Origin of the sequence: Paenibacillus sp. PK3_47 (genome assembly GCF_023520895.1) — a bacterium.
In the GTDB taxonomy this organism is placed as follows: Bacteria; Bacillota; Bacilli; order Paenibacillales; family Paenibacillaceae; genus Paenibacillus_AQ.
Genome location: NZ_CP026029.1, coordinates 3,188,855 through 3,209,894, shown reverse-complemented (window position 1 = coordinate 3,209,894; position 21,040 = coordinate 3,188,855). Strand labels below are relative to the sequence as shown.

General features: G+C 50.3%; 27 protein-coding genes, 1 tRNA gene and 1 riboswitch. Of the genes, 6 read left to right on the top strand and 22 right to left on the bottom strand.

What is annotated here, in order from left to right; translation table 11 throughout:
• Window positions 1-11: 11 nt before the first annotated feature.
• From C2I18_RS14265 to C2I18_RS14170, 20 genes are all read right to left on the bottom strand, one after another.
• Window positions 12-851 (bottom strand): hypothetical protein, encoded by an 840-nt coding sequence (locus tag C2I18_RS14265; protein ID WP_249901796.1) that lies wholly within the window; start codon window positions 849-851, stop codon window positions 12-14.
• Between the two features lie 22 nt (window positions 852-873).
• On the bottom strand, window positions 874-1,287 hold the full coding sequence (locus tag C2I18_RS14260) for a RusA family crossover junction endodeoxyribonuclease (protein ID WP_249901795.1): 414 nt from the start codon (window positions 1,285-1,287) through the stop codon (window positions 874-876).
• A gap of 137 nt (window positions 1,288-1,424) precedes the next feature.
• Window positions 1,425-1,622 (bottom strand): hypothetical protein, encoded by a 198-nt coding sequence (locus C2I18_RS14255; protein WP_249901794.1) that lies wholly within the window; start codon window positions 1,620-1,622, stop codon window positions 1,425-1,427.
• A 2-nt stretch (window positions 1,623-1,624) separates the two neighbouring features.
• Window positions 1,625-1,789, bottom strand: a complete 165-nt coding sequence (locus C2I18_RS14250) for a DUF6906 family protein (RefSeq protein ID WP_249901793.1) — start codon at window positions 1,787-1,789, stop codon at window positions 1,625-1,627.
• Window positions 1,790-1,803: 14 nt separating this feature from the next.
• The gene (dnaB, locus tag C2I18_RS14245) at window positions 1,804-3,210 is read right to left on the bottom strand and encodes a replicative DNA helicase (RefSeq protein WP_249901792.1); all 1,407 of its coding nucleotides are present in this window, start codon (window positions 3,208-3,210) and stop codon (window positions 1,804-1,806) included.
• Window positions 3,185-3,523, bottom strand: coding sequence for a hypothetical protein (locus C2I18_RS14240; RefSeq protein ID WP_249901791.1), 339 nt, complete (start codon window positions 3,521-3,523; stop codon window positions 3,185-3,187). The genes dnaB and C2I18_RS14240 overlap by 26 nt, the downstream gene beginning before the upstream one ends.
• Window positions 3,483-4,439 carry a hypothetical protein gene (locus C2I18_RS14235; protein WP_249901790.1) on the bottom strand — a complete coding sequence of 319 codons (957 nt, stop codon included), beginning with the start codon at window positions 4,437-4,439 and terminating at the stop codon, window positions 3,483-3,485. The genes C2I18_RS14240 and C2I18_RS14235 overlap by 41 nt, the downstream gene beginning before the upstream one ends.
• 31 nt (window positions 4,440-4,470) lie before the next feature.
• The gene (locus C2I18_RS14230; protein ID WP_249901789.1) at window positions 4,471-4,767 is read right to left on the bottom strand and encodes a hypothetical protein; all 297 of its coding nucleotides are present in this window, start codon (window positions 4,765-4,767) and stop codon (window positions 4,471-4,473) included.
• A gap of 182 nt (window positions 4,768-4,949) precedes the next feature.
• The gene (locus tag C2I18_RS14225; RefSeq protein ID WP_249901788.1) at window positions 4,950-5,114 is read right to left on the bottom strand and encodes a hypothetical protein; all 165 of its coding nucleotides are present in this window, start codon (window positions 5,112-5,114) and stop codon (window positions 4,950-4,952) included.
• A gap of 26 nt (window positions 5,115-5,140) precedes the next feature.
• Window positions 5,141-5,848, bottom strand: a complete 708-nt coding sequence (locus tag C2I18_RS14220) for an MBL fold metallo-hydrolase (RefSeq protein WP_249901787.1) — start codon at window positions 5,846-5,848, stop codon at window positions 5,141-5,143.
• Window positions 5,848-6,729, bottom strand: coding sequence for a recombinase RecT (locus tag C2I18_RS14215; protein WP_249901786.1), 882 nt, complete (start codon window positions 6,727-6,729; stop codon window positions 5,848-5,850). The genes C2I18_RS14220 and C2I18_RS14215 overlap by 1 nt, the downstream gene beginning before the upstream one ends.
• A 3-nt stretch (window positions 6,730-6,732) precedes the next feature.
• On the bottom strand, window positions 6,733-8,718 hold the full coding sequence (locus tag C2I18_RS14210) for a hypothetical protein (protein ID WP_249901785.1): 1,986 nt from the start codon (window positions 8,716-8,718) through the stop codon (window positions 6,733-6,735).
• Entirely contained in the window at window positions 8,715-8,945 is a 231-nt protein-coding gene (locus C2I18_RS14205; protein WP_249901784.1) for a hypothetical protein, read from the bottom strand. Before C2I18_RS14205 ends, C2I18_RS14210 begins: the two co-directional genes overlap by 4 nt.
• Before the next feature lie 105 nt (window positions 8,946-9,050).
• Window positions 9,051-9,302 carry a hypothetical protein gene (locus tag C2I18_RS14200; RefSeq protein WP_249901783.1) on the bottom strand — a complete coding sequence of 84 codons (252 nt, stop codon included), beginning with the start codon at window positions 9,300-9,302 and terminating at the stop codon, window positions 9,051-9,053.
• Window positions 9,303-9,420: 118 nt separating this feature from the next.
• Window positions 9,421-9,675, bottom strand: a complete 255-nt coding sequence (locus C2I18_RS14195; protein WP_249901782.1) for an AbrB/MazE/SpoVT family DNA-binding domain-containing protein — start codon at window positions 9,673-9,675, stop codon at window positions 9,421-9,423.
• Between the two features lie 4 nt (window positions 9,676-9,679).
• Entirely contained in the window at window positions 9,680-9,949 is a 270-nt protein-coding gene (locus tag C2I18_RS14190; RefSeq protein ID WP_249901781.1) for a hypothetical protein, read from the bottom strand.
• Window positions 9,946-10,218 carry a hypothetical protein gene (locus tag C2I18_RS14185; protein WP_249901780.1) on the bottom strand — a complete coding sequence of 91 codons (273 nt, stop codon included), beginning with the start codon at window positions 10,216-10,218 and terminating at the stop codon, window positions 9,946-9,948. The genes C2I18_RS14190 and C2I18_RS14185 overlap by 4 nt, the downstream gene beginning before the upstream one ends.
• A gap of 9 nt (window positions 10,219-10,227) precedes the next feature.
• Window positions 10,228-10,743, bottom strand: a complete 516-nt coding sequence (locus tag C2I18_RS14180; protein ID WP_249901779.1) for an XRE family transcriptional regulator — start codon at window positions 10,741-10,743, stop codon at window positions 10,228-10,230.
• A 128-nt stretch (window positions 10,744-10,871) separates the two neighbouring features.
• On the bottom strand, window positions 10,872-11,087 hold the full coding sequence (locus tag C2I18_RS14175; RefSeq protein ID WP_249901778.1) for an E2F family transcription factor: 216 nt from the start codon (window positions 11,085-11,087) through the stop codon (window positions 10,872-10,874).
• Between the two features lie 198 nt (window positions 11,088-11,285).
• The gene (locus tag C2I18_RS14170; protein WP_249901777.1) at window positions 11,286-11,537 is read right to left on the bottom strand and encodes a helix-turn-helix domain-containing protein; all 252 of its coding nucleotides are present in this window, start codon (window positions 11,535-11,537) and stop codon (window positions 11,286-11,288) included.
• Between the two features lie 162 nt (window positions 11,538-11,699).
• On the opposite strand from C2I18_RS14170, the gene C2I18_RS29625 reads away from it, so the two are divergent.
• From C2I18_RS29625 to C2I18_RS14155, 3 genes are all read left to right on the top strand, one after another.
• Window positions 11,700-12,047, top strand: coding sequence for a helix-turn-helix domain-containing protein (locus C2I18_RS29625; RefSeq protein WP_275100986.1), 348 nt, complete (start codon window positions 11,700-11,702; stop codon window positions 12,045-12,047).
• A 444-nt stretch (window positions 12,048-12,491) separates the two neighbouring features.
• The gene (locus C2I18_RS14160) at window positions 12,492-13,349 is read left to right on the top strand and encodes an ImmA/IrrE family metallo-endopeptidase (RefSeq protein ID WP_249901776.1); all 858 of its coding nucleotides are present in this window, start codon (window positions 12,492-12,494) and stop codon (window positions 13,347-13,349) included.
• A gap of 24 nt (window positions 13,350-13,373) precedes the next feature.
• Window positions 13,374-14,558, top strand: a complete 1,185-nt coding sequence (locus C2I18_RS14155; RefSeq protein ID WP_249901775.1) for a tyrosine-type recombinase/integrase — start codon at window positions 13,374-13,376, stop codon at window positions 14,556-14,558.
• 93 nt (window positions 14,559-14,651) lie between these two features.
• Here the strand turns inward: C2I18_RS14155 and C2I18_RS14150 are convergent.
• Both C2I18_RS14150 and C2I18_RS14145 read right to left on the bottom strand, forming a co-directional pair.
• Window positions 14,652-14,723: transfer RNA gene (locus C2I18_RS14150), tRNA-Thr, on the bottom strand.
• 82 nt (window positions 14,724-14,805) lie between these two features.
• Window positions 14,806-15,114 (bottom strand): MTH1187 family thiamine-binding protein, encoded by a 309-nt coding sequence (locus C2I18_RS14145; protein ID WP_249902124.1) that lies wholly within the window; start codon window positions 15,112-15,114, stop codon window positions 14,806-14,808.
• Between the two features lie 337 nt (window positions 15,115-15,451).
• A riboswitch (cobalamin riboswitch) is annotated at window positions 15,452-15,681 on the top strand.
• A gap of 284 nt (window positions 15,682-15,965) precedes the next feature.
• On the opposite strand from C2I18_RS14145, the gene C2I18_RS14140 reads away from it, so the two are divergent.
• From C2I18_RS14140 to C2I18_RS14130, 3 genes are all read left to right on the top strand, one after another.
• Entirely contained in the window at window positions 15,966-17,951 is a 1,986-nt protein-coding gene (locus C2I18_RS14140) for an anaerobic ribonucleoside triphosphate reductase (RefSeq protein WP_249901774.1), read from the top strand.
• The gene (gene nrdG, locus C2I18_RS14135; RefSeq protein WP_249901773.1) at window positions 17,948-18,463 is read left to right on the top strand and encodes an anaerobic ribonucleoside-triphosphate reductase activating protein; all 516 of its coding nucleotides are present in this window, start codon (window positions 17,948-17,950) and stop codon (window positions 18,461-18,463) included. The genes C2I18_RS14140 and nrdG overlap by 4 nt, the downstream gene beginning before the upstream one ends.
• Before the next feature lie 189 nt (window positions 18,464-18,652).
• Window positions 18,653-20,986, top strand: coding sequence for a ribonucleoside-diphosphate reductase subunit alpha (locus C2I18_RS14130; RefSeq protein ID WP_249901772.1), 2,334 nt, complete (start codon window positions 18,653-18,655; stop codon window positions 20,984-20,986).
• Window positions 20,987-21,040 lie beyond the last annotated feature (54 nt).

The following is a 21,040-nucleotide window of genomic DNA, read 5'->3' as shown; positions in this document are numbered from 1 at the left end:
AGAAGAGCAGCTTACGCTGCTCCCCCGCCATCCTTTATCATTTTTCTTTCGACCCGCTTTTTGTAGGCGCCCCATTTAGCAGATAGTACAGACGGGCTCACTTCTTTCTCCTGGGCGATCTCCTTCCAGGTCTTGTTGAGCTCCAGCCGCTCCTGCAGCAGCTCTGGGAACAAGATCGGCGTGCCATTAATCTCGATATCATCGTAAACAGGCCGATTGGTCAGAATAAAGGCTTCCAGAGCTTCCTTACTCACTTCTTCTGGAGCACCGCCTCCTTCAGAACCTGAGTTTTCACCCAACACTTCAGTAAGAGTGTTGTCTCCGGATGAAAGGTTATCTCCTTCGCCGTCCGTCCCGCTGCCGGCACCCTCGCCATTCAACCACTCCGGCTCCAGGCTATTGTTCTGTTCTCCATCCACATGATCAGTATCTGGGTTTGCACCCTCCTGCTGCTGCCCAGGCTGACTATCAGCATGTTCAGTATCAGCCCTTCCTTCTGTCTCTGCACCCTCTCCAGCCGAGCTACTTTCGCCCTCCTGACCAAACAAGGTGCCTTGGTTGGGATCTTCGCCCTCTCGCTTCTCAACATCCACAACAACCCCTGAGGCATCGGTGGTCACACGACGGCCAGTTACTTCCCGGTAGATCTCCCCATCCTCTTCGCCGAAGTCAAAAGCGGCCTGTGGATCTCCCATGAAGACATTGATCTTCTCTCCTTGATTACTGCTGAGGAACAGGAAATTCTCCTGCATAACCTTCAGAGGAAGCAGCAGCTTAATTTCAACCTCCGTATCTCCGACCTTAATGCCCTTTGCTACCGTCGCGCTAAATTTCGCATAATCCCTAATCATTGCGATCCCGTCCCCTCTGGGTTTATTGAAGTTCCTTAATTTTTATCTCAATCCGCGGCTTCGAGCTGTACCGCTTCTTAACAAATGCATCTACGACCTGGCTGTCGTCCTTCCAGATGATTCCCTTAAGTGCGTCCTTGACGCCCTTCAGGTAGTTGTCAGCGTCCGGTTTGGATACAGGCAATATCTCTCCGCGCTCTGCGGCAGCAGCCTTTTTCTTACTAAAGCTCTTCGGAGTCGATCGGTATGCAATCACCGCGATCCCCAGAGCGCCCTCCAACAGAGCTGCCGGAGCAAACTCACGCGCAGCCAGCCTAACATAGTCTTTATAATCCCGGGACTTGGCCGGGTCGTATGCCCGCGGAAAGCCGCCGGCAGTACTAAATTTCGGCCTACCTTGTGCGACCGGCTCCCCTAGAACCGTAAACTCTATCACTCTTACGCCGCCCCCTTTTCCGCTTGCGTGGTAGCATGCCGGGATCGAGCACGTATACCATGCCGGCCACCTGGCCACTGTCGTCTCGAACAGTGAAGGAGTGCCGCTGCTGGTAAATAGGGTCAATGACTTTCCGCTTAGGCTGTTCCATCCGGTACCGCCTCCCGTTTCCGCTTGCCGATCGCAAGCTCAAATTCTGCAATGCCTTCGTCAACTTCCGCAGGCTCCAGATCCGCGAACTCGGCCAGCAGGTCCACACGCTCCACCACTGCACCCGCTGCGAGATAATGCCGGCGTAGCCAGTTGTATACGTGCCAGTAATTGCGTCCGCTCATGTTCATGAAACGCCTTTTTTGATCTTCTTGAGCTTCCCCGTCTTACGACTAACCAAGATCAGCTCTTCAGGTGTGTCACGCTCTATCAGCCAGCTTTTCGGGTCTACCCGTTCAAGACCTGCCAACATCATTTTCTGCTTCCTGGTTGGCCGCTTCCCCTGCTTCATTCAGCTCTTCTCCCTTACGCCCATTTGCGCTTGTTCATGTCCTTCACATTCCCCGCGGGCGGCGGTGATGGATTCGCATGAGCACGCTCGTAGTTGGCAAATTTATTAAATTGCTTCAGGAATACCAACTCTGCTATTCCGAGTGGGCCGTTCCGCTGTTTGGCGATAATAATCTCGATGATGTTCTTTTTTTCGCTTTCCTTGTCGTAATAATCATCCCGATACAAAAAGGCAACAATGTCTGCGTCCTGCTCGATGGAGCCCGATTCTCGTAGATCACTGAGCATCGGCCGCTTGTCTTGCCGCTGCTCTACACCGCGGCTGAGCTGAGACAGGGCAATTACCGGAACGTCCAGCTCTCTGGCGATCTGCTTCAGGGTCCGGGAGATCTCAGAGACTTCCTGCTGCCGGTTCTCGCTCCGCTTACCTGTTCCGGAAATCAGCTGCAGGTAATCGATCACGATCAACCCAAGCCCTTCTTGCTTTTTCAGGCGGCGGCATTTATTCCGGATCTCGTAGACCGTCAGTGTGGGAGAATCGTCGATCAGGATATTACTCTCACCCAGACGTCCGATGGCCTCCGCTCCCTTCGTCCAGTCATCCTCTTCAAAATCAGCTGTCCGCATATGATTGGCATCCAGATTCGCCTCAGCACAGATCATTCGCTGCACCAGCTGAGGAGCCGACATCTCAAGACTGAAGATGGCCACAGTCTCTTTTGAACTCACCGCTACGTTTTGAGCGATATTCAAAGCAAAAGCTGTCTTCCCTACGGACGGCCGCGCTGCGACTATAATCAGGTCACTCCGCTGAAATCCTGAGGTTAACCGGTCCAGGTCCGTAAATCCGGAAGATAAACCTGTAACGCCACTATCCGTTTTAGTGACTGCCCGATGTTCCATGTCCTCATAGACCTCGATGGCCACATCTCGAACACGCTTGAATTCCCGTTTCGGAGCCGCCTGGTCGGAAAGCTTTGCTGCTGCTAACTGCATGGCTGCAATCGATGGTGCTGCCTCACCGCCCTCGACAGCCAAGCGTATCTGCTCGACTCCAGAACGAATAATCTCCCGCAGCATATGCTTATCCTTCAAGACACCAACATAATGATCCACATTAGCCGCTGTAGGAACGGCTCCAGCAATCCGGGAAAGGTACTGTACCCCTCCGACCTCAGCGAGTCGCTTCTGAAGGTCCAGCCTTGTAGCTATCGTCACTACGTCTACCGGTTCTCCAGCCTCATGCAGTTCGAACACGGCTTCGAATACAAATCGATTGCTTGGGTTATAAAAGGCCTCTGCCGGCAGCTCCAACGCTGACTCTAATGCGTCGCCTTCCTGGTCAATTAAGATGGCACCCAGAACAGAAACCTCTGCTTCCGGGCTGTGGGGCATTTCAACGCCGAATGCCGAGTTTTGCATATAATCGCTCCTTCAAGCCTGGCGGCGGTGGGACTGCTGCCGCTTGGGCTTGGTCCATCCCTAAAAATAATGCCGCTGTCTGATCTCGCATCCGTTCCCGCTCCAGTTGTTCTCCGAGCCGGCCGCGGATCTCCGCAACATTAGGAGCGAAACGCTCTGTCAAAATATGCTGCCGTATGTTCTCAGCTGCAGTCTCAAAAGGAAAATCATGCAAGTAGCGACAAAGCCGGTCGATGTTCTCAAGACTGATGTCGTATCCAGGGTAGTTGGCTTTAATGGTGCGGACCAACATAACTACCTCTGCTTTGTTCACGGCGTTTCTCCTCCTCGATGATGCGATCGAGCTCTTCCAGCTCCCGCTGCTGCTTAGTCTTCTTAGGTTGATGACTTGGCATTTCCCCCGGGGCGACTCCATCCATCGGCGGGCTGGTAGTTTGGGAGTTTTGCCAAGCTTCTTCAATCCCGTCCACGTAGTATAAAAAGCTGGTCGGGTATTTGAAATTTCCGCCTTCCCGTTCGCGCTTTGCCTGAAGCAGGCTCTCCATAGTTCGGATGGTAAAGGGTACCGGCATCCCCCCGGCGACCATCTTACCCATAGCTTCGCGCTCTCGCGGTCTGACATGAAAATCAAGTTTAGAATTCAATTCGCAATAAGCATTTAAAATAGCGATCATTCCCCCTATCGCAGGGTCATCAGAAAATTCCGAATCGCCAGTAGTAGGAGTAACAGTAGTAGTATCTTTTAATACAGTGGTCCGAAAGTGGTTCCCTACGGTTACAGCTTTCGGTAAGTGGTAACCTGAGGTTACAACTTGAGGCTCTACTTCTGAAAAGTTGGTCCCAAAGTGGTTCCCTACGGTTACAACTTCCTGCCTTACTTCCTCCAACCTGTTACCTGAGGTTACAGGTTTCGGCGATCCAACAAGCTGAAAATAAATGGTATAGCTTCCTCTTGAAGACCCCCGGGGAGGTGGTTCGTATGCAATTATTCCGGCTTCTACCAGTTTGGAACGATATACATTCAGTGTTTTGCGGGTAGCAATTCCCGTCTGCACCTGAAGCTCTGAATTAGTCATTTGAAAGGTCTGCAGCCAGCCTAATTTGCTGGATTTCCGCCATAACGCAACAGTAATGGCGAAGCCTTCTGGGCCGAACTCTTCCGGGCCTCCAATAGCTTCAAACTGATTAAGTAGGCCGGAAAGGGATGGTTCTCTGGCTGTCTCGGACATGTGTTACCCCCTCCCACAGAAGCCCATTTATTTACTCATGTACGATCTTGACGAATTCAATCGGCATGGCAGTAAACTGCAGCCCCGATTGAATACCGCTCGTCAGTGCATCGATGCTCCGGGTCATCAACGGTCCTACGGCTTCCGGATTGGAGGCTGCCAGTGCAATGCAAAAACCTGCTACATAAGCTGAGGCGGCTAAGAAATGTAGGACTGCTTCTTCACCTTGATCCGTTGCGGCCTTCATCTTGTCCAGCATAAAGTCTGTGATTTCTCCCGTTTGCGAATGAATCTCTGGACCATTGTTTGTTGCAGTGGTATTGCTCATATGGCACGCTCCCTTTTTGTTTTTTCTTTCCACGTCTTATCTCCCAAGCACTGGCTCCAAGTCACTTCAAAATGCCGGCGCCCCTGGACGTAGGAAACAATTGGTTGATCTCTCATAGTACATGCCGTTCAGAATTGGCTCTGAATTAGCTATTTTGAACAAATCGAGCTGTTGAATGTCGCTCACCGATAAAGCCCCCGTTCATCTTGAATGTAAATGTAGGGATAAGCTGCCCGGATAACCCTGAACCCCGGATGCGCAATGGCGTAATACTCTCTGACAGCTGTTTTAAAGGCTTCTTCATCAACCGGACGCATGGCCCACAGGCGCTCACTGATCATGCTCATCCAGATTCGTTCTCCCATCGGGCCGTTCATCGGTCGGCTACCTGTACCACAGCGCCAGTCAACTCCTGAATTTGACGTTTAAACAGCTCGGCGTCGCTATTGCCGTCAGACAAATGAAGCAACCAAATTTCATCTACCTGGCGGGTATCATTGGCTTTCAGAAATTCCTTTACATGCTCCAGGCTGAAATGAGAGCGGATCAGCCGCTTTTTCTGCGCTGGATGAAGCTCACCCGCCAGTACCCTGCGATTCACGATATCAACGGAATAATTGCATTCAATCATAATGTGGGTCAGTCCTTGGAACTTGTACCGGCAGTAATAGCTATCTGTCAGGAAGAGAAGCTTATCGCCCTCCTGATTAGCCAGCAGCCAGCCCAGCGGCTCCGCTGCGTCGTGCTCTACGCCGAACCCCATGATTGTCCAAGTGCCAAGCGTGAACGGGTCCAGCGCCACCACGGCGCGCAGGCGATGTCCAGCCAAACCAAGTGCATGCGCCGTCCCGCGACTGGTATACACGGGGATACCGGCGCGCATGATGTCCGCCGCCGCCCGGCTGTGGTCGCCGTGCTCGTGTGTGATAAGGCATCCGGCAATCTCCGACATTCGGAACTGCAAGGCTCGCTGAATCGATTTATAAGGAAAACCGGCTTCCAACAGGAGTGCGGTATGGCCGTCCGTAATCCGGTAGGCGTTGCCGGCACTGCTGGAGCCGAGACAGGTAATGGCGATCATTAGAAATCTAGCTCTTGTTCCATCGGAGGATCATCGACAAGCTGTTTTGTGTGTGGTGCCGTCTGTTGTTTCACAGGTGGTGGAGCAGCAGCCGGCTTGATATCAATCACTTCTTTATTTGCATGCTCAGCAATTTCTGCTTTGACTTCTTCATTCGTCACATCGATACGCTCGTCATACTCGTTTTCTGTTGAGCGATTAATGGCATCGACCAGCAGGTCGCTGTCGTCGCTGGTGTTAATGTAAGCCTTGGCCGCACGGTTGATGACAGTCCGCTTCGCCATTTCTTGCGGGAATTTTTTATGGACAGATTGACTTGTTTTGCTCTGACTCCACGATGCGTCAACTTCCTTTTTTGTCATGACGGTAAGGATTTCTTCATCATCGACCGACTTCACGACGGCATACACACCTAGAATTTCATTGTCCCTGTTTTCAAATTTGGTTTCATGCTTGACCAATTTTTCGCGCCCGCCAGCCACTTCATACTCAAAAACGTCCCCCTTATAAATCACATTTGCCCAGATATCCTTGACGTTGGACAGACGCTTAAGCACAGCTTGTGTCCCAAAATAAGAGCGATTGAGCTGAAGCTTGCTGCCGTACACAATGAAATAGCATTGTGTCTTGGCTGGGCTTAGACCTTGCACAACCATATCCAGCAGTGCATTTGCAACAGATTCCCGCGTGCATACCTCCAGCGCAGGCTTGCCATTCTTATCCTGAACCTCCTGGAGCTTGAAGAAGGCGCTTTTTAACGCGTTGCTCGCATTGTAATTCGGAGGCAAGATCAACCCGTCATCTTGCAACCGTGTAAGACTTCGATTTACATCATCAGTGATGTCCTTTTGAATAATCGCTACCTGATTACCTGTACTCATTTCTTAAATCTCCTCCTTTATAGCTGCCGTCTCGATGCGCAGCTTCTTATCCTGCTCACTGACCACCAGCCGGATGACTTGAGCCTCCGTGTCGATCAGCTTTGTCACGGCCTCGGCGTTATCAACAAATATCGGAGCTGTAACGCCGTAATGCTGGCTGAGGGTATTGATGATGTCCAGGCCAACATTGATCCGTGCGGCGTTATTCAGCCCGCCTTCATACGGAACGCCCTTGTAGAGCGTGTCGCAGACTTCTTTCAGCCCGCCATTGACCTGTTCATCAAAGAGTCGGAATCGTGCCAGTTTGAACTTGCTGTTGATCTTGGCATCCAGCAGATTGACTTTGGTGCGGGTGAACTCTTCGCACAGGAACAGCTCGTGCTGCAGCCGCTCATATTCGGCGGCCAGGCTACTCTCCTGCTGCTCCAGCTCCACCACACGTTGTTGCGCCCGCCGTACACCATCGAACTTGGCCAGGTCACGTTCCATATCCTCGACTTCCAAACGCAGCCTGCTGATCTCTTCACGGACGCCTGCAGCCGCCGATTGGCTCGATTGTCGAAGCCCTACAATCTCTTGCTGAAGCCGAGTCGCCTCGGCAGCCTTGCCAGCATACTCAGGATCTACTGCTGGGTCCTTGACGCCCGCCCGCAGCTCAGTAAGCTCGGTTTCTGCTGCGCTGATCTCTGTCTGCAGAGCAGCCAGGGTGTTGTTAAGCTCGTCAATATCTACCTGAAGCCGCTTGGCTTCCTGCTCAAACTTCTCAGCTTCGGCGACGGCAGCCTTCCCATCGGCATTAATACGCGCCTTCCGGTCTGCCAAGCGTAGGTTAAAATCAGCCTCCGCCTTTTCATGAGCCGCCTTGATCTGCTCCTCCTGAAGAGTCTGTCCGCAAGTCGGGCAATTTTCGTGATGATGCTCAAAGATCTCTTCTTTCAGAGCAGCAAAATCTGCTCTGAGCCTGTCTGCTTCCTGCCGGCGCCCAGCGGCCAGACGTTCATTCTGTCTAATCCGCTGCTGCTTGTCCTCAATGCTCCGGCGGTACTGGTCGAGCTTCGAATGCTTCAAGTTGACCGCATTCCGCTTCTCAGCCACCTTATTCAGCACTGATGATTGCAGCCGTGATTTGATATCGATCTGCTCTGCCTCAATCTCACGTAGCCGTTTTTCCTTTACAGCAACCTCACCGCCGGAGAGGATGCGAGATGCCTCTGCCTCCCGGGACTCGATTCGGCTACGCAAGAGCGCAACATCCTCCTTTAGAAGCTCTTCATCCAATTTCGCTACATCAGGCATTTGCCTCTGAACCTCGCTAATTCGAACCGGCAGCTCCTTAATCTCTTTGTTTATGGCTGTGCTTCTAGCAGCAATGATTTTCTTATGAGCATCCAATTCGCGTCCCGCCAAGATTGTAGGAAGCTCGGCCAGCTCCTCATTACTATGAATGACTTCGGCATCCGTCAGATCGCCTGATACCTCCAGCAGCACCTTGCGCCGTTCCTCCTTTTTCAATACTTCATTGAAATATGAAGGACTCGTCAGTAGCCGGAACAATTCTTCCTTGATAATGCCATCAACCGCAGCCTGGAATTCCCGCATGCTCAGTGGGACACCGTCGACATAATACGTAGTAGTATGACCCTCAAAGCTCTCAACCGGTGCGCCACGTTTTTTTGTCCACTTCTCGGAATACACCCTTCTGAATATCCGCCGGGTGCCGTCCACCAGGAGCGAGCCTTCAATTTCGTGTTCCAGCTTGTGCTGCTGAACCATACCGACCAAATTCAGCTCTTTGATCTCGAATTTTTGTTCTGTGCGATTCTCGCTGTCCTTACCGAACAGAAGCCACAAGAAACCGTCGAATATCGTGGTCTTGCCTGTGGCATTGTCTCCAAAAATGTCAACGTCCCGGCCATTAGCCGGAACATTGAATTCCTTGATTCCTTTAAAATTACGGAGCGTCAAACGCTCCAGAACGATACTCTTCAAGCAATCTCCTCCTTCTCTGCCGGCAGTACCGGCTGAGGGTATTCAATATTATCGATGTGTGTATTGACCAGATAGGCCAGCTCTGCAATAATTTCATCTCGTAAATGGAGCTGAACAGAATACCCTTCCGTCCGTAGAGTAATTACTGCCGGGCAAAAAGGGTTTTTCGGAGAAATACTGATTTCAACGGGCTTCCCGTTAGGGTCAAAAGATGTTGCCATTCCCATGCCAACCACTCCCTCTTGTGTAATGCGCCCTCACCTGCTAAGATGAGGGCAAGAAAATATTTTGTTTTCAAAGAACAATGATGGCCGCCTGCCCGCGGTCATTTTTTATTTCTGCAGTAAAGCAGTTGGAAGATCATGCTCAACGATATTTTTCCAGTCAACAATAACTGGAGCATTCTCGATGCTTGCGATCAGCTCGCCATTTTCATCTTCAACATGAAATTCGGAATGGACAGATTCTTCAAAATTGATGCCTACCTGCCGGATCTCAATTACCTCCCGGCCATCCACTTCCGTTCCGACCTCAAAAATTCGCGTCGGGTTACTCACAACCGTCAATCTCTGAATGATTTGCACATGCCGCCTCCTTTCATATGTATTTGATGCGTCAGCCGCATCTCCAAACGCCAACCAGGAGGAAAGGTTATTTCTAAGGGTCGACGCTTGGAGAGAGGGGCCGAAGCCCTTATCTTTACTAATTAATTCCCGCAGCTGCAGCCATTTGCTGAATAATTGCCCGGCTATACAGCTTCCCTTCGAATGGGACCAGGTCTTCCTGATTGCCAGTGATCGCACATCCCGGTGCATATTTGCGAAAGATGACCTTGTCATCGTCCACGAAGATCTCTACAGGGTCCTTAATCTCCAAATTCATCGTTCTGCGCAGTTCAATCGGGATCACGATGCGTCCAAGCTCGTCAATTTTGCGTACAATTCCAGTTGATTTCATATAATTAAGCCTCCGAAGGATTTATTTTTTGATAGTGATCAGTAAAAGCTCTTTGAATTTCAAATGGGAGATTATCAGTGACTTCCTTCCAGGAGTCAAAAGCAGCCTTGGTTGTATCCCGCTTTCTCTCTAACTCCAGAACCTCAAAACGAGTTGATGTTGTGGAATAAAATGACTCTCTGAACCTTCTCTCTGCGGTAGCCCGCTCATCCCCTATCTGTTTAAAGCGTTCAGCCAGGGCCTGACCGAAACTTCTAATCTGTTGCTCTGTCAAGCGGCCCCCTCCTTGCGCTTTTCACGCTTCGGGGTTAAAATAGACAACAAGAGATTCTCTAACCGAGATTTGAAACCAAGTGACTGCCCTGCCAGGCGGTCATTTTTCATTTCCATTTCTGCAAAGCGGATCATGTTATTAAGGTGAGCCTCCGCATCCTCGATTTTTCCCGGCAGCATAATGTCCGGATTTTTCCGAATCATTTGAAGGTTATGAGCTGCATTCAGACCCGCTTCCCTTGCCTCAGCAACCAATTGTTCTCTTTCCAATGCGCTCCCTCATTTCAAATATTTTTTAGCCTTCAGCTCTGCCCGGTGCTCTTTCCAAGTCCCCAACCAACTAAAGGAATATTCTCTACATAGCACGGCAGCCAAATGGGTCAATGCTGTGATTGCCTCTACCGTCTCCATGAGCAGACGCTTGATCTGCTGTCGTTCGGTATCATTAATCTGTTCATTTGTCTTGCTGATTGGGGCATGACCGGAAGCGTCCAGCACTTCCTTCATCTCCTCCAGCGTTTTGAATAGTACGTTGGCTCGATGTAGGTCCACATTATCCAGCCAAGGAGCAGAAGCACCACCGGTGACTTCTGCCGCCGCGGCTAGGAAAAGTTGACTATCATCGTAATGCTCAACCGCTGCTCTCATGACGGGCTTGGAAGCTTTACGGGTTCCTTTAACAATTTTCCCGATCTGAGAGCCATCAACGTGAGCGGCTCGTCCAGCATTTGCTAATGTGTCCCCCCTGCGCTGCATGACATCCTTAAGCGCTTCAGGGAATTGTCCAATTGCCAATCTGGTTTCACCTCATTTGTCCAATTTAATGGGATGCTATCGGACAGAGGCCTGATGTATGATGTTGTTAGCAAATCCCCTTGCCGATTCCCCCACCCGCCGTTGCCGGTACAGCTCGGCGGGTTTCCTCATTTATCTGAAGCCACTCGGTACTTAAGGCGATACCAATCTAAGAAATCACCCCAAATGATCCTTCTCTGACGTTCTCCACCCATGTCATAAACGGGGCAACCTGGTTCTGCGACAATATCGTAAACCCGCTCCCTTCTGACTTTCAGACGTTTCGCCAGCTCGGATATAGTGATTACATCAGTTTCAGAGAAGGGTGTGTTTCCTGAGTTCATCTCATCTCCTCCTTAGAATTTTAAAAGTACATACCGCGTCTTCGATTCAGTTGGCCACATGCTATGAAGCGTCCAGCCTTCACACAACAATGTGTTAGCTTCGTTCCAATCGTGAGTTTCCCGGACGCCCTTTGCGTCGCTCAATTGATTATCCAATTTAAATCACCTCCTTAACGTTGAATTTAGGAGCTGATATTTCTAATCAATTTGGGGAATTTGAACACCACCCTCTTCATGATTCAACTTTACGTGGAAACTTTGATCAAAAAAATTTGTAACTGGCTCTTTCAAAGCTATTGCAATCATTTCTAATTCAGTTGTGCTAATCGGCCTCTTCCCATTTTCTTTCATATTGTAGCTTGATACAGTCATTCCTGTTTCTTTTGCAACATGGGTTTGAGTGATTCCTTTAGACTTTCTGATGTCTCTAATTCTATTGTACAACTCCAATTATTTTCACCACCTTAATCCACGTAAAGTGAAACTTTATATCCGAATTATATATTCACGTAAAGTGAAAGTCAACAACTTTTTCAACTTTTCGTGTAATATGTTTAACGCAGAGTGAAATACTGGTATTATAATGCCAAAGAAAACTATGGCGGTGTAATTATGAGTTTAGGGAAACGTTTGAAGCAAGAACGAGAACGTAAAGGATGGTCTCAACTATTCGTTGCTGAAAAGTTAGGGATAGCTAATACTGTTCTGTCGAACTACGAGCGTGACTACCGCGATCCAGACACAGGTACACTCTCCAAGCTTGCAGATTTGTATGAATGTGATACAGATTATCTCTTAGGAAGAACAACGGCCAGAGCAAAACAAGAGTTTAATTTATCTTTTTTAGGAGGCCCTGAACACTACACGGAAGACGAAATTGCAGAAGCAGAAGCAGCCGTTAGACGATACCGCGAGATGAAAAAAAGGGCTGCTGAGGAAGCAAACAAACAGAATAAATAAGCCACTCCCCCAGCCGATGGGGATTATAAGAGAGGTACCAGATTGTTTATACTTATCATTTTTTTACTTATTGGTATTGCGTTTAAGAGAGAAATTAAGACAATAATCTCCTTTCTGTTCCTTGGTATAGTTGTTATGTATTTTTGGGATGACATAAAGCTAATTGCTTTGATACTTAGCATATTCGGGTGTTTATTAACTCTGTATTTGACTATTGTCGCAGTTTTCACCAAAGAAAAAATTAAAGCCGTAAGATATCTTTCAATTTCAATTCTTTGTTTTCTCATTGTTTGTATAGGTATAGTGACTGACGATACGAGTGCAATTCAGACAGAAGATTCGACAATAAGAGTTGAAAACCAATTAAAAATTTAACCGAGCCAGCAATGGCTTTTCTTTTAATCCAAAAATAGAACATATGTACGCAAGTTGGAGGGGATTTACATGAATCTTTGTAATTACTTCAAGACTCCATTGGAACAAAGTATCCAAGACGTGTATTTGGAGAATGGAATTCTGACACCTGAAGATCTTACCATCGAACGAGTTTCGGAGATGTTTCAAGTAGACGTAGTATTTGAGCAAGTAATAACTTTTTCAGACAATCAATCAATGGTCATTTTCCTTCAGAGTGGAGTAGAACAGACGGAGCAACGAAAATCTTTCTATCACGAACTCGGTCATGTACTAAGACATGCCGGCGATCAACGTCTTATGCTTAAGCTTTTTCGGCAACTACAGGAAGCCGATGCTGAACGTTTCAGCCTTTATGCTGCCATGCCCTTCTTCATGTTCGAAAGAATCAAACTACCTGCAGAAGAAGAAACTGCCGCAGGGTATGTCTCAAAATTATTCAAGGTTCCACCTGAGTTCACTCTTCTGCGATTAAGGCAAATTCAGCGACGAATTGAAGAGACGGAATTCCTAGCAGCTTTTACATATACGGCGGCAGCCAGAGAGGAGATGACTTCCCCCTTGCCTATGGGAAATGAACCAATTGTTCGCGGGATATACGGTCTAGATGATCTTTCCTCACCTCATACACTGGTTATCGAGCAGCGCGGCGGATTTGATTGGGACAAGCCTCTTTATATTGGGATGAACTCGGGTATAAAAAGTGTTACTTCCAGGCCCCATTCACTCCGAGATGGAGTCATTGTGAAATCAAGCGACATATCTGTCTCCTTTGAACATAGTGGTGGCGTCATGATTGATATGGGAAGAATTGCGACCCGTCACGGCCACACTGCAGACCGGCTCTTCATACCGATGGAGGCCATTGATGATGCGATTAACTTTTAATTCGAATACTTGGGGGTGAATGTCATGCGTGGCCATATAGCGCAAAAAGGAAAAAAATATTATATCGTTATTGAAACCAAAGATGAAGTTACTAATAAGCGGAAACGAAAGTGGATTTCCGGTCCGGATGGGGGATTCGATAAAAAGAAAGATGCTGAAAAAGCAATGCCGGATATTCTCAGTGGGTTTATGAAGGGAACGTACGTGGAGCCGACTAAGAAAACGTTTGGAGAAATTATGGAGAAGTGGCTGGAGGACAAGCGCACTTCAGTAAAATACAATACTTGGAAGTCTTATGAGTGGCTCGTAAGAACACATATTATCCCGGCTCTCGGGAAGAAACAAACAGTGCGCCTCAAGCCACAGGATTTTCATGACTTTTACCACAAAACGCTTTTTAAAACACTTGCTGTTGGTTCAATAAGAAAGGCACATGTCATTATCATGGATGCACTAAATCGGGCTGTTACCTGGGGGGAAATAACGATAAATGTCGCCTCCACGGTATCGCTACCACAAGGAAAAAAGATGAAATTCGAAGTGTTGGATGAGCACCAGCTTAGAATATTTCTGGATGCTGCCCTGAATGATCAATATTACTTGGCGTTTGAGCTTGCAACATCAACCGGCATGCGTCAAAGCGAAATCCTCGGTGCAAGTTGGAAAGATACGGACTTGAAAACTAAAACAATATCCGTTCGCACAGCATACACGCTCGATGAGGATGGTTATTCACTGGACGACACTAAAAGTGACGGTAGTGAACGTCCTATTGCCTTATTCGAGGACACGGTGCGCCTACTGATAAAAGAAAAAGAAATTCGTGCTAAAGAAATTGCTAATAACCAGTTCTATAAGGATTCTGGTCTCGTCGTTCAGACAAGCGTAGGAACTCCAGTCGGTCCTCGACTACTGATGAGACACTTTTATCGTATACTCAAGAAAATACGTGAGGAATACCCTACATTCCCTAAAATTCGCTTCCATGATCTCCGTCACACTCATGCAACCTTGCTCCTTAAAGCGGGAGTTCATCCGAAAATAGTTCAGGAAAGATTAGGCCATTCATCAATAAATATCACCTTGGATACTTATTCACATGTTCTCCCCAACTTGCAGGAAGCAGTGCTCCGGGGTATCGGGGATTCCATTCTAGGAACCCGGAAAGAAGTTGAGAAAATTGACGAGATACCCACTTTACTCAGATAAAGGGTAGAAGAATGGTAGAAATGGGGGTAAATCCAGAAAAAAGACGCGTCCCTAAAAACCCTGGAGACCGCGTCCTTATAGTATTTTTAAAGATGCTGGTGAAGGGAATTGAACCCCCGGCCTACGCATTACGAGTGCGTTGCTCTACCCCTGAGCTACACCAGCCTGAAGCCTGACTTGTACGTCAAACAAAAAACATTATACAACTTCCGTCCGGAAACGCAAGACCCTTTATCCGGACCTTCTCTTAGTCCGCCTGCAGCCTGCGCTCCACGGCTTCCAGCTTGCTGCGGCTGGTGGAAGGCTTGTCGCGGCGGTCATCGATCTTAAGTGAAGTGGATACCCGCTGCGCTCCGGCTGTAAAAGGGGACTCGTGCAGCGCCTCTACCGCAGCGAGAATTCTGGATACCGGACCTTCTATAATGGTGCCCATAGAGGTCAGCTCGTAAGTAATGCCCTCCACGGTCTGCAGCACCCGCTGCATATCGGCCACATAGCTGCTGAGGCTGGTGCTGCCCGTGCCAATCGGAATGACCGTAACTTCGCCAATCGCCATCGTTAATTCCTCCTGTTCATTTGTAACTGCATTCTGCACAGTTTAACTGTCCTCTTATTTTACCAACTGATCAGCTCTCCTACAAATCACATCAATATATAGCTGTTCCCCCTATCTCATTTACAGTGTCACGCGCACTATTTTTATGAAGTCTTTGTGGCATATTTTCGGACAATTTATGACTTTAAATATGAATTTTTGCGGATACATTGTGGATTACCTGTGGACTAACCTGTGGATCACTTGTGAGTAAGGCGGCGGATTCCGCTCCCGGCGCGGGTTTAGAAAAATGTGGTTTACAAACACAATATATTGGGTTATTTTTAACTAACGACAACAAAATATAGTGAAAACAGGTGCTTCACTCTCAACAGGAGTGCAGAAGCTTAATAGAGAAACGCGGTGAAATTCCGCTGCGGTCCCGCCACTGTAACCGGATGTACGCAGACTTTCCGGAGCCTGCGCGGCAGCATCCTCCGGCAGCAGCCACTGGGGCCTAAGAGTCCCCGGGAAGGCGCCGGAAGATTCAGCGGAAGCCAGGAGGCCTGCCTGTTTTACCGACACCATATCTAGTGCCTGCGGGAAACAGGCGAGGTGTCCGCATGCGGCCTGCACAAGCAGATCAGCCTGCCCTATTTCAGGGAATAGAGGCTGCCGATACCTGAGGGTAATAAAGCTTATCACCTTCAGGTATCGGCTTCTGCATTACACATCACCGGCAAGATCCGTACAGGGATCCTTGCCGCACCCGCATCCGGGCATTTCCCGCCTATTTGGCAGGAGATGCTTTTTTTACTGATGTCAGGAGGTTGGACTTCCTGATTATAATACCGAGGGGAGAGAGCTACATAATGACGCTGCTGGAGAAACGGTACAACGGTGGACAAGCTGCACAGGAGGTTCTTTTGGAAGAAGTTATACATTTGGGACGCGACATTATCGACAGCCGGGATCTTGACCTGCTGCGCGAGAACGCCAATTTGAACGGGGAGAGCTTCTCCGGAAAGATGAGCAAATTCGGAAGCGAGTATTCCAAATGGTATGCACGCAACTTCACCATGCCGCCGCAGCTGGTACAGGCGATCGAAGACAATGTAGTATACGTCCATGACTTGGACCAATACGCCATTGGAACGACGAACTGTATTTTCATTCCGTTCGAACGTCTTCTCCGCGAAGGCTTCAACACGGGCAACGGCAGCGTCCGCCCTCCCAACTCGATTATGACGGCGATGTCGCTGGTGGCGATTATTTTCCAGTCCCAGCAGAATGCGCAGTACGGCGGCGTATCCGCCAACAAGATCGATTTTGATCTGGCGCCATATGTGACCAAATCCTTTGCCAAGCTGTTCCGTAAAGGTCTGGAGTACTTTGAAGAAGGCCAGGCCGGTGAGCATCTGGGCGAAATCACAATGAGCCGCAGCGATCTGGCGGAGCAGTATCCGCGTTCCTTCCGTTTTGCGTTAAAAGAGACCGAGATCGAAACGCTCCAGGCCGCTGAGAGCATGATACATAATCTGAATACGATGTCCAGCCGTTCCGGCGGACAGATTCCTTTTACCAGCATTAATTACGGCACCTGTACTTCACCTGAAGGCCAGCTCGTAATCAGCTCTCTGCTGACGGCGACCATGAACGGGCTCGGCAGCGGTGAAACACCGGTCTTCCCGATCCAGATTTTCAAATGCAAGCAGGGTATCAACCAGCAGCAGGGCGATCCGAACTATGAGCTGTTCCTCAAAGCCGCCGAATGCTCCGCCCGCAGACTGTACCCGAACTTTGCCAACCTGGATGCGCCGCTTAACCTGCAGTATTACGATCCGGCTGATCCGGATACGGAATTCGCAACCATGGGCTGCCGCACGCGGGTGCTGGGCGACCGCTTCGGACGCAATCACTGCTCCGGCAAAGGCAACCTTTCTTTTAACACGCTGAATCTGGTCCGTCTGGGTCTGGCTCACGGTACCATTACAGGCCGGCGCCTTACTGCAGACGAAAAAGGCTTCTATGAGGACCTTAATCACTATATGGATATCGCCCTGGAGGGACTGCTGCACCGCTTCCGCATCCAGGCCGCCCAGAAGGCCAAGGCTTCCGATTTCATGATGCGTGAAGGGGTCTGGGAAGGCGGCGAAATGCTGGCTCCTGAGGAGAGCGTCGGCGATCTGCTGAAGCACGGCAGCCTGTCGATCGGCTTCATCGGCATCGCAGAATGCATGAAGGCCATGTACGGCAAACATCACGGCGAAGATGCAGAGGTTCATGCCAAGGCGCTTGCCATTGTCCGCCACATGCGCGAGTACTGCGACCGCAAGAGCGAAGAGCTGGATCTCAATATTACGCTGTTTGCCACGCCTGCTGAAGGGCTGTCAGGCAAATTCACCAAAGTAGACCGCAAGGTGCTGGGCTCCATCCCGGGCGTAACCGACCGCGAGTACTATACGAACTCGTTCCACATTCCGGTCTATTATGAGCTGGGTGCAGCCAAAAAAATCAGTCTTGAAGCGCCGTTCCATGAGCACTGCAACGCCGGCGCCATCTCTTATGTTGAGCTTAACGGCAACGCCCGCAGCAACCCGGCGGCTTTTGTTAAGATCATCAAATATGCGCTTGAACAGCAAATCAGCTATTTCAGCATCAATCATCCGATTGACCGCTGCTCCGGCTGCGGCTACGAAGGGGTCATCGGCACCCACTGCCCTTCCTGCGGCGCCCATGAGCACGATACCCATATCCGCCGTCTGCGCCGGGTGACCGGGTATTTGACCGGCGATTACCAGACCCGCTTCAACGCGGCCAAGCAGGCCGAAGTACGGGACCGCGTCAAGCATCTATGAATATATGCGGCTACTATCCGGAATCGATCAATGAGGGCGAGGGCATGCGGGCCGTCCTCTTCCTGAGCGGGTGCCGCCACCGCTGCCCGGGATGCTTTAATCCGAAAACCTGGAATTTCAATTACGGTGAGGTTTTCACGCTGGAGCGGCAGCATGAGATTATAGCCGAGCTGGCAGCCAATCCGCTGCTGGACGGGCTTACGCTGGCTGGCGGTGACCCTTTTTTCTCAGCGGAAGAGGCGGCGGGCTTCATTCATGAGCTGCGAAGTGTACTGCCGGACTTCCCGGTCTGGATCTACACGGGATACACCTATGAAGAGCTTACAGCCCATCCGGGCTCGCCGGAGTGGAATCTGCTGAACTTGTGCCAGGTCGTTATTGACGGACGTTTTGTGGAAGAGCTCAAAGACACCACCCTCCCCTACCGCGGCAGCAGCAACCAGCGTATCATTGATATTCCGGCCAGTCTAGCAGGTACGGAGATCATCCATTGGCAGCCTGCGGTGCTGTAGTGATAATTGTAACTTATGAACAGTTGAAGTAGGCTGCACCTCCCCTCACAGGCAAGGGCAGCCTCTGCATAATTGAATAACGGTAATTACAAAAGCACGCTAAGCCCTTTTCTTAGCTGCTTTCTGTGCCCATATACTTCAAATTTTGATATTCACAATTATCTCTAAAGTCGAAAGGATGAATGTATTATGCCAGAACTTGTAGTGAAGCCCGAAAACCGCCAGTTAGCTTTTGATGAAATCCGCCTGTCTGTTTATGCCGACCGTATCCTGAATGGCCTGGAGCACTTGAGCAAAGACAGCCTCCTGCGCGGTGTGAACTCCAAGCTGCGCCGCAGCGAGGTCAGCGGTGAAGAGATCAGCAGCGCGTTCACGATGAGCGCCCTTGAGCTCGTATCCAAAGAAGAGCCGGACTGGAAGTTTGCTGCCGCACGTTCCCTTTTGACCTCCCTCTACAAAAAAGCTGCCGTTAACCGCCGCTACAAGGCCTATCCGGACGAGCCTTACGGCGAGCTCTATCCGCTCATTGCCGAGCTTGTCAAAAAAGGCATCTACCGCGAAGAGCTGCTGACCCACTACACCAAAGAACAAATTGCCGAGCTTGGGGGCACCATTGATTACACGCGTGACCTGCTGTTCGATTATATCGGCCTGCTTACCCTGTCTGACCGTTATCTGGCCCATGATTTTGACGGCCGTGTCATGGAGCTGCCGCAGGAACGTTATATGGTTATCGCCATGTACCTGATGCACCAGGAGCCGGAAGAGAAACGGATGGAGCTTGTGAAGGAAGCCTACTGGGCCATGAGCAACATCTACATGACCGCCGCAACACCAACCATGTCCAACGCCGGTAAAAAAGTGGCCGGACAGCTCTCCAGCTGCTTCATCGATACGGTGGATGACTCGCTGGAGGGGATTTTCGACTCCAACACGGATGTAGCCCGGCTCAGCAAAATGGGCGGCGGCATCGGCGTCTACCTCGGCAAGGTCCGGGCCCGCGGCTCCGATATCCGCGGCCACAAGAATACGAGCTCCGGCGTGATCCCCTGGATCCGCCAGCTGAACAATACCGCTGTCAGCGTGGACCAGCTCGGCACCCGCAAAGGCGCTGTCGCCGTCTATCTCGACGTATTCCATAAGGACATCCTCGCCTTTCTTGACCTGAAGCTGAACAATGGTGACGAGCGGATGCGTGCGCATGATGTTTTCCACGGCGTCTGCCTGCCCGATCTGTTCATGGAGGCTGTTGAAGCGCGCGGTCACTGGAATCTGTTCTGTCCGCATGAAGTTAAGAAGGTGATGGGCTGGAAGGATGAGAACGGCCGGCCGCTCGGGCTTGAGGATTTCTATGATGAAAAATTTGGCCAGGGTACCTTCCGGGAAAAATATGCTGAAGCCGTCGCCAATCCGGACCTGTCCCGTATCACAGTTGCGGCAATCGACATTATGAAACGGATTATGAAGTCCCAGCTGGAGACCGGCACACCGTATATGTTCTACCGCGATACCGTGAACCGGGCCAATCCGAACCGTCATGCAGGCATGGTCTTCTCCTCCAACCTGTGCACAGAAATTATGCAGAACCAGTCGGCTACGGTAGTCGAGCAGGAAGAACTGGTAACCAAAGACGGACAAACCCGGATTGTCATTTCCAAGATCCCCGGTGATTTCGTCGTCTGCAACCTGAATTCCATCCACCTTGCCCGCGCGGTTCCTGCGGGAGTGCTGGAAAGACTGATACCGATTCAGGTCCGGATGCTGGACAACGTCATTGACATTAACAATATTGAAGTGCTGCAGGCGCAGTACACGAACAGCCAATACCGCGCAGTGGGCCTCGGCACCTTCGGCCTGCATCATCTGCTGGCACTGGAGGGAATCCGTTGGGAGTCCGAGGAGGCTGTAGAATACAACAATAACCTGTATGAGCACATCAACTACCTGCTGGTGCGCTCCAGCCTGGAGCTGGCCCGTGAAAAGGGCCGTTATCCGAAGTTTGCCGGATCTGACTGGGAGTCCGGAGCTTACTTTACTTCACGCGGTTATACCAGCGGTGAGCAGGAGGGCAAATTCGTGACTGCAGAGCAGTGGCGCCAGCTTCAGCAGGAAGTGGCCGCGGACGGCGTGCGCAATGCCTGGATGTTCGCGATTGCCCCGAACGGCTCCACATCGATCATCGCCGGCTCTACTGCCAGCATTGATCCGCTGTATGAGTTGCTCTCTTACGAGGAGAAAACAACCTACAAGATCGCGAACCCTGCACCGGATCTGTCGGACAAGACGATCTGGTATTACAAGACGGCGTTCCTGATTGATCAGAACTGGTCCATCCGCATGGCCTCCGCCCGCCAGCGCCACGTCGACCAGGGCCAGAGCTTCAACCTGTACGTGCGTCCCGACATCAAAGCCACTGAATTCCTCGAGCTGCACCTGAACGCCTGGAAAGGCGGGCTTAAATCGACGTATTATGTGCGGAGCCGGGCGCTGACCATAGAAGAGTGTGAATCTTGCGCGAGCTAAGTCTTTCATTTTCACTTTCAATACCTGCGCTATAACGTCACTGCAAGGAATGTT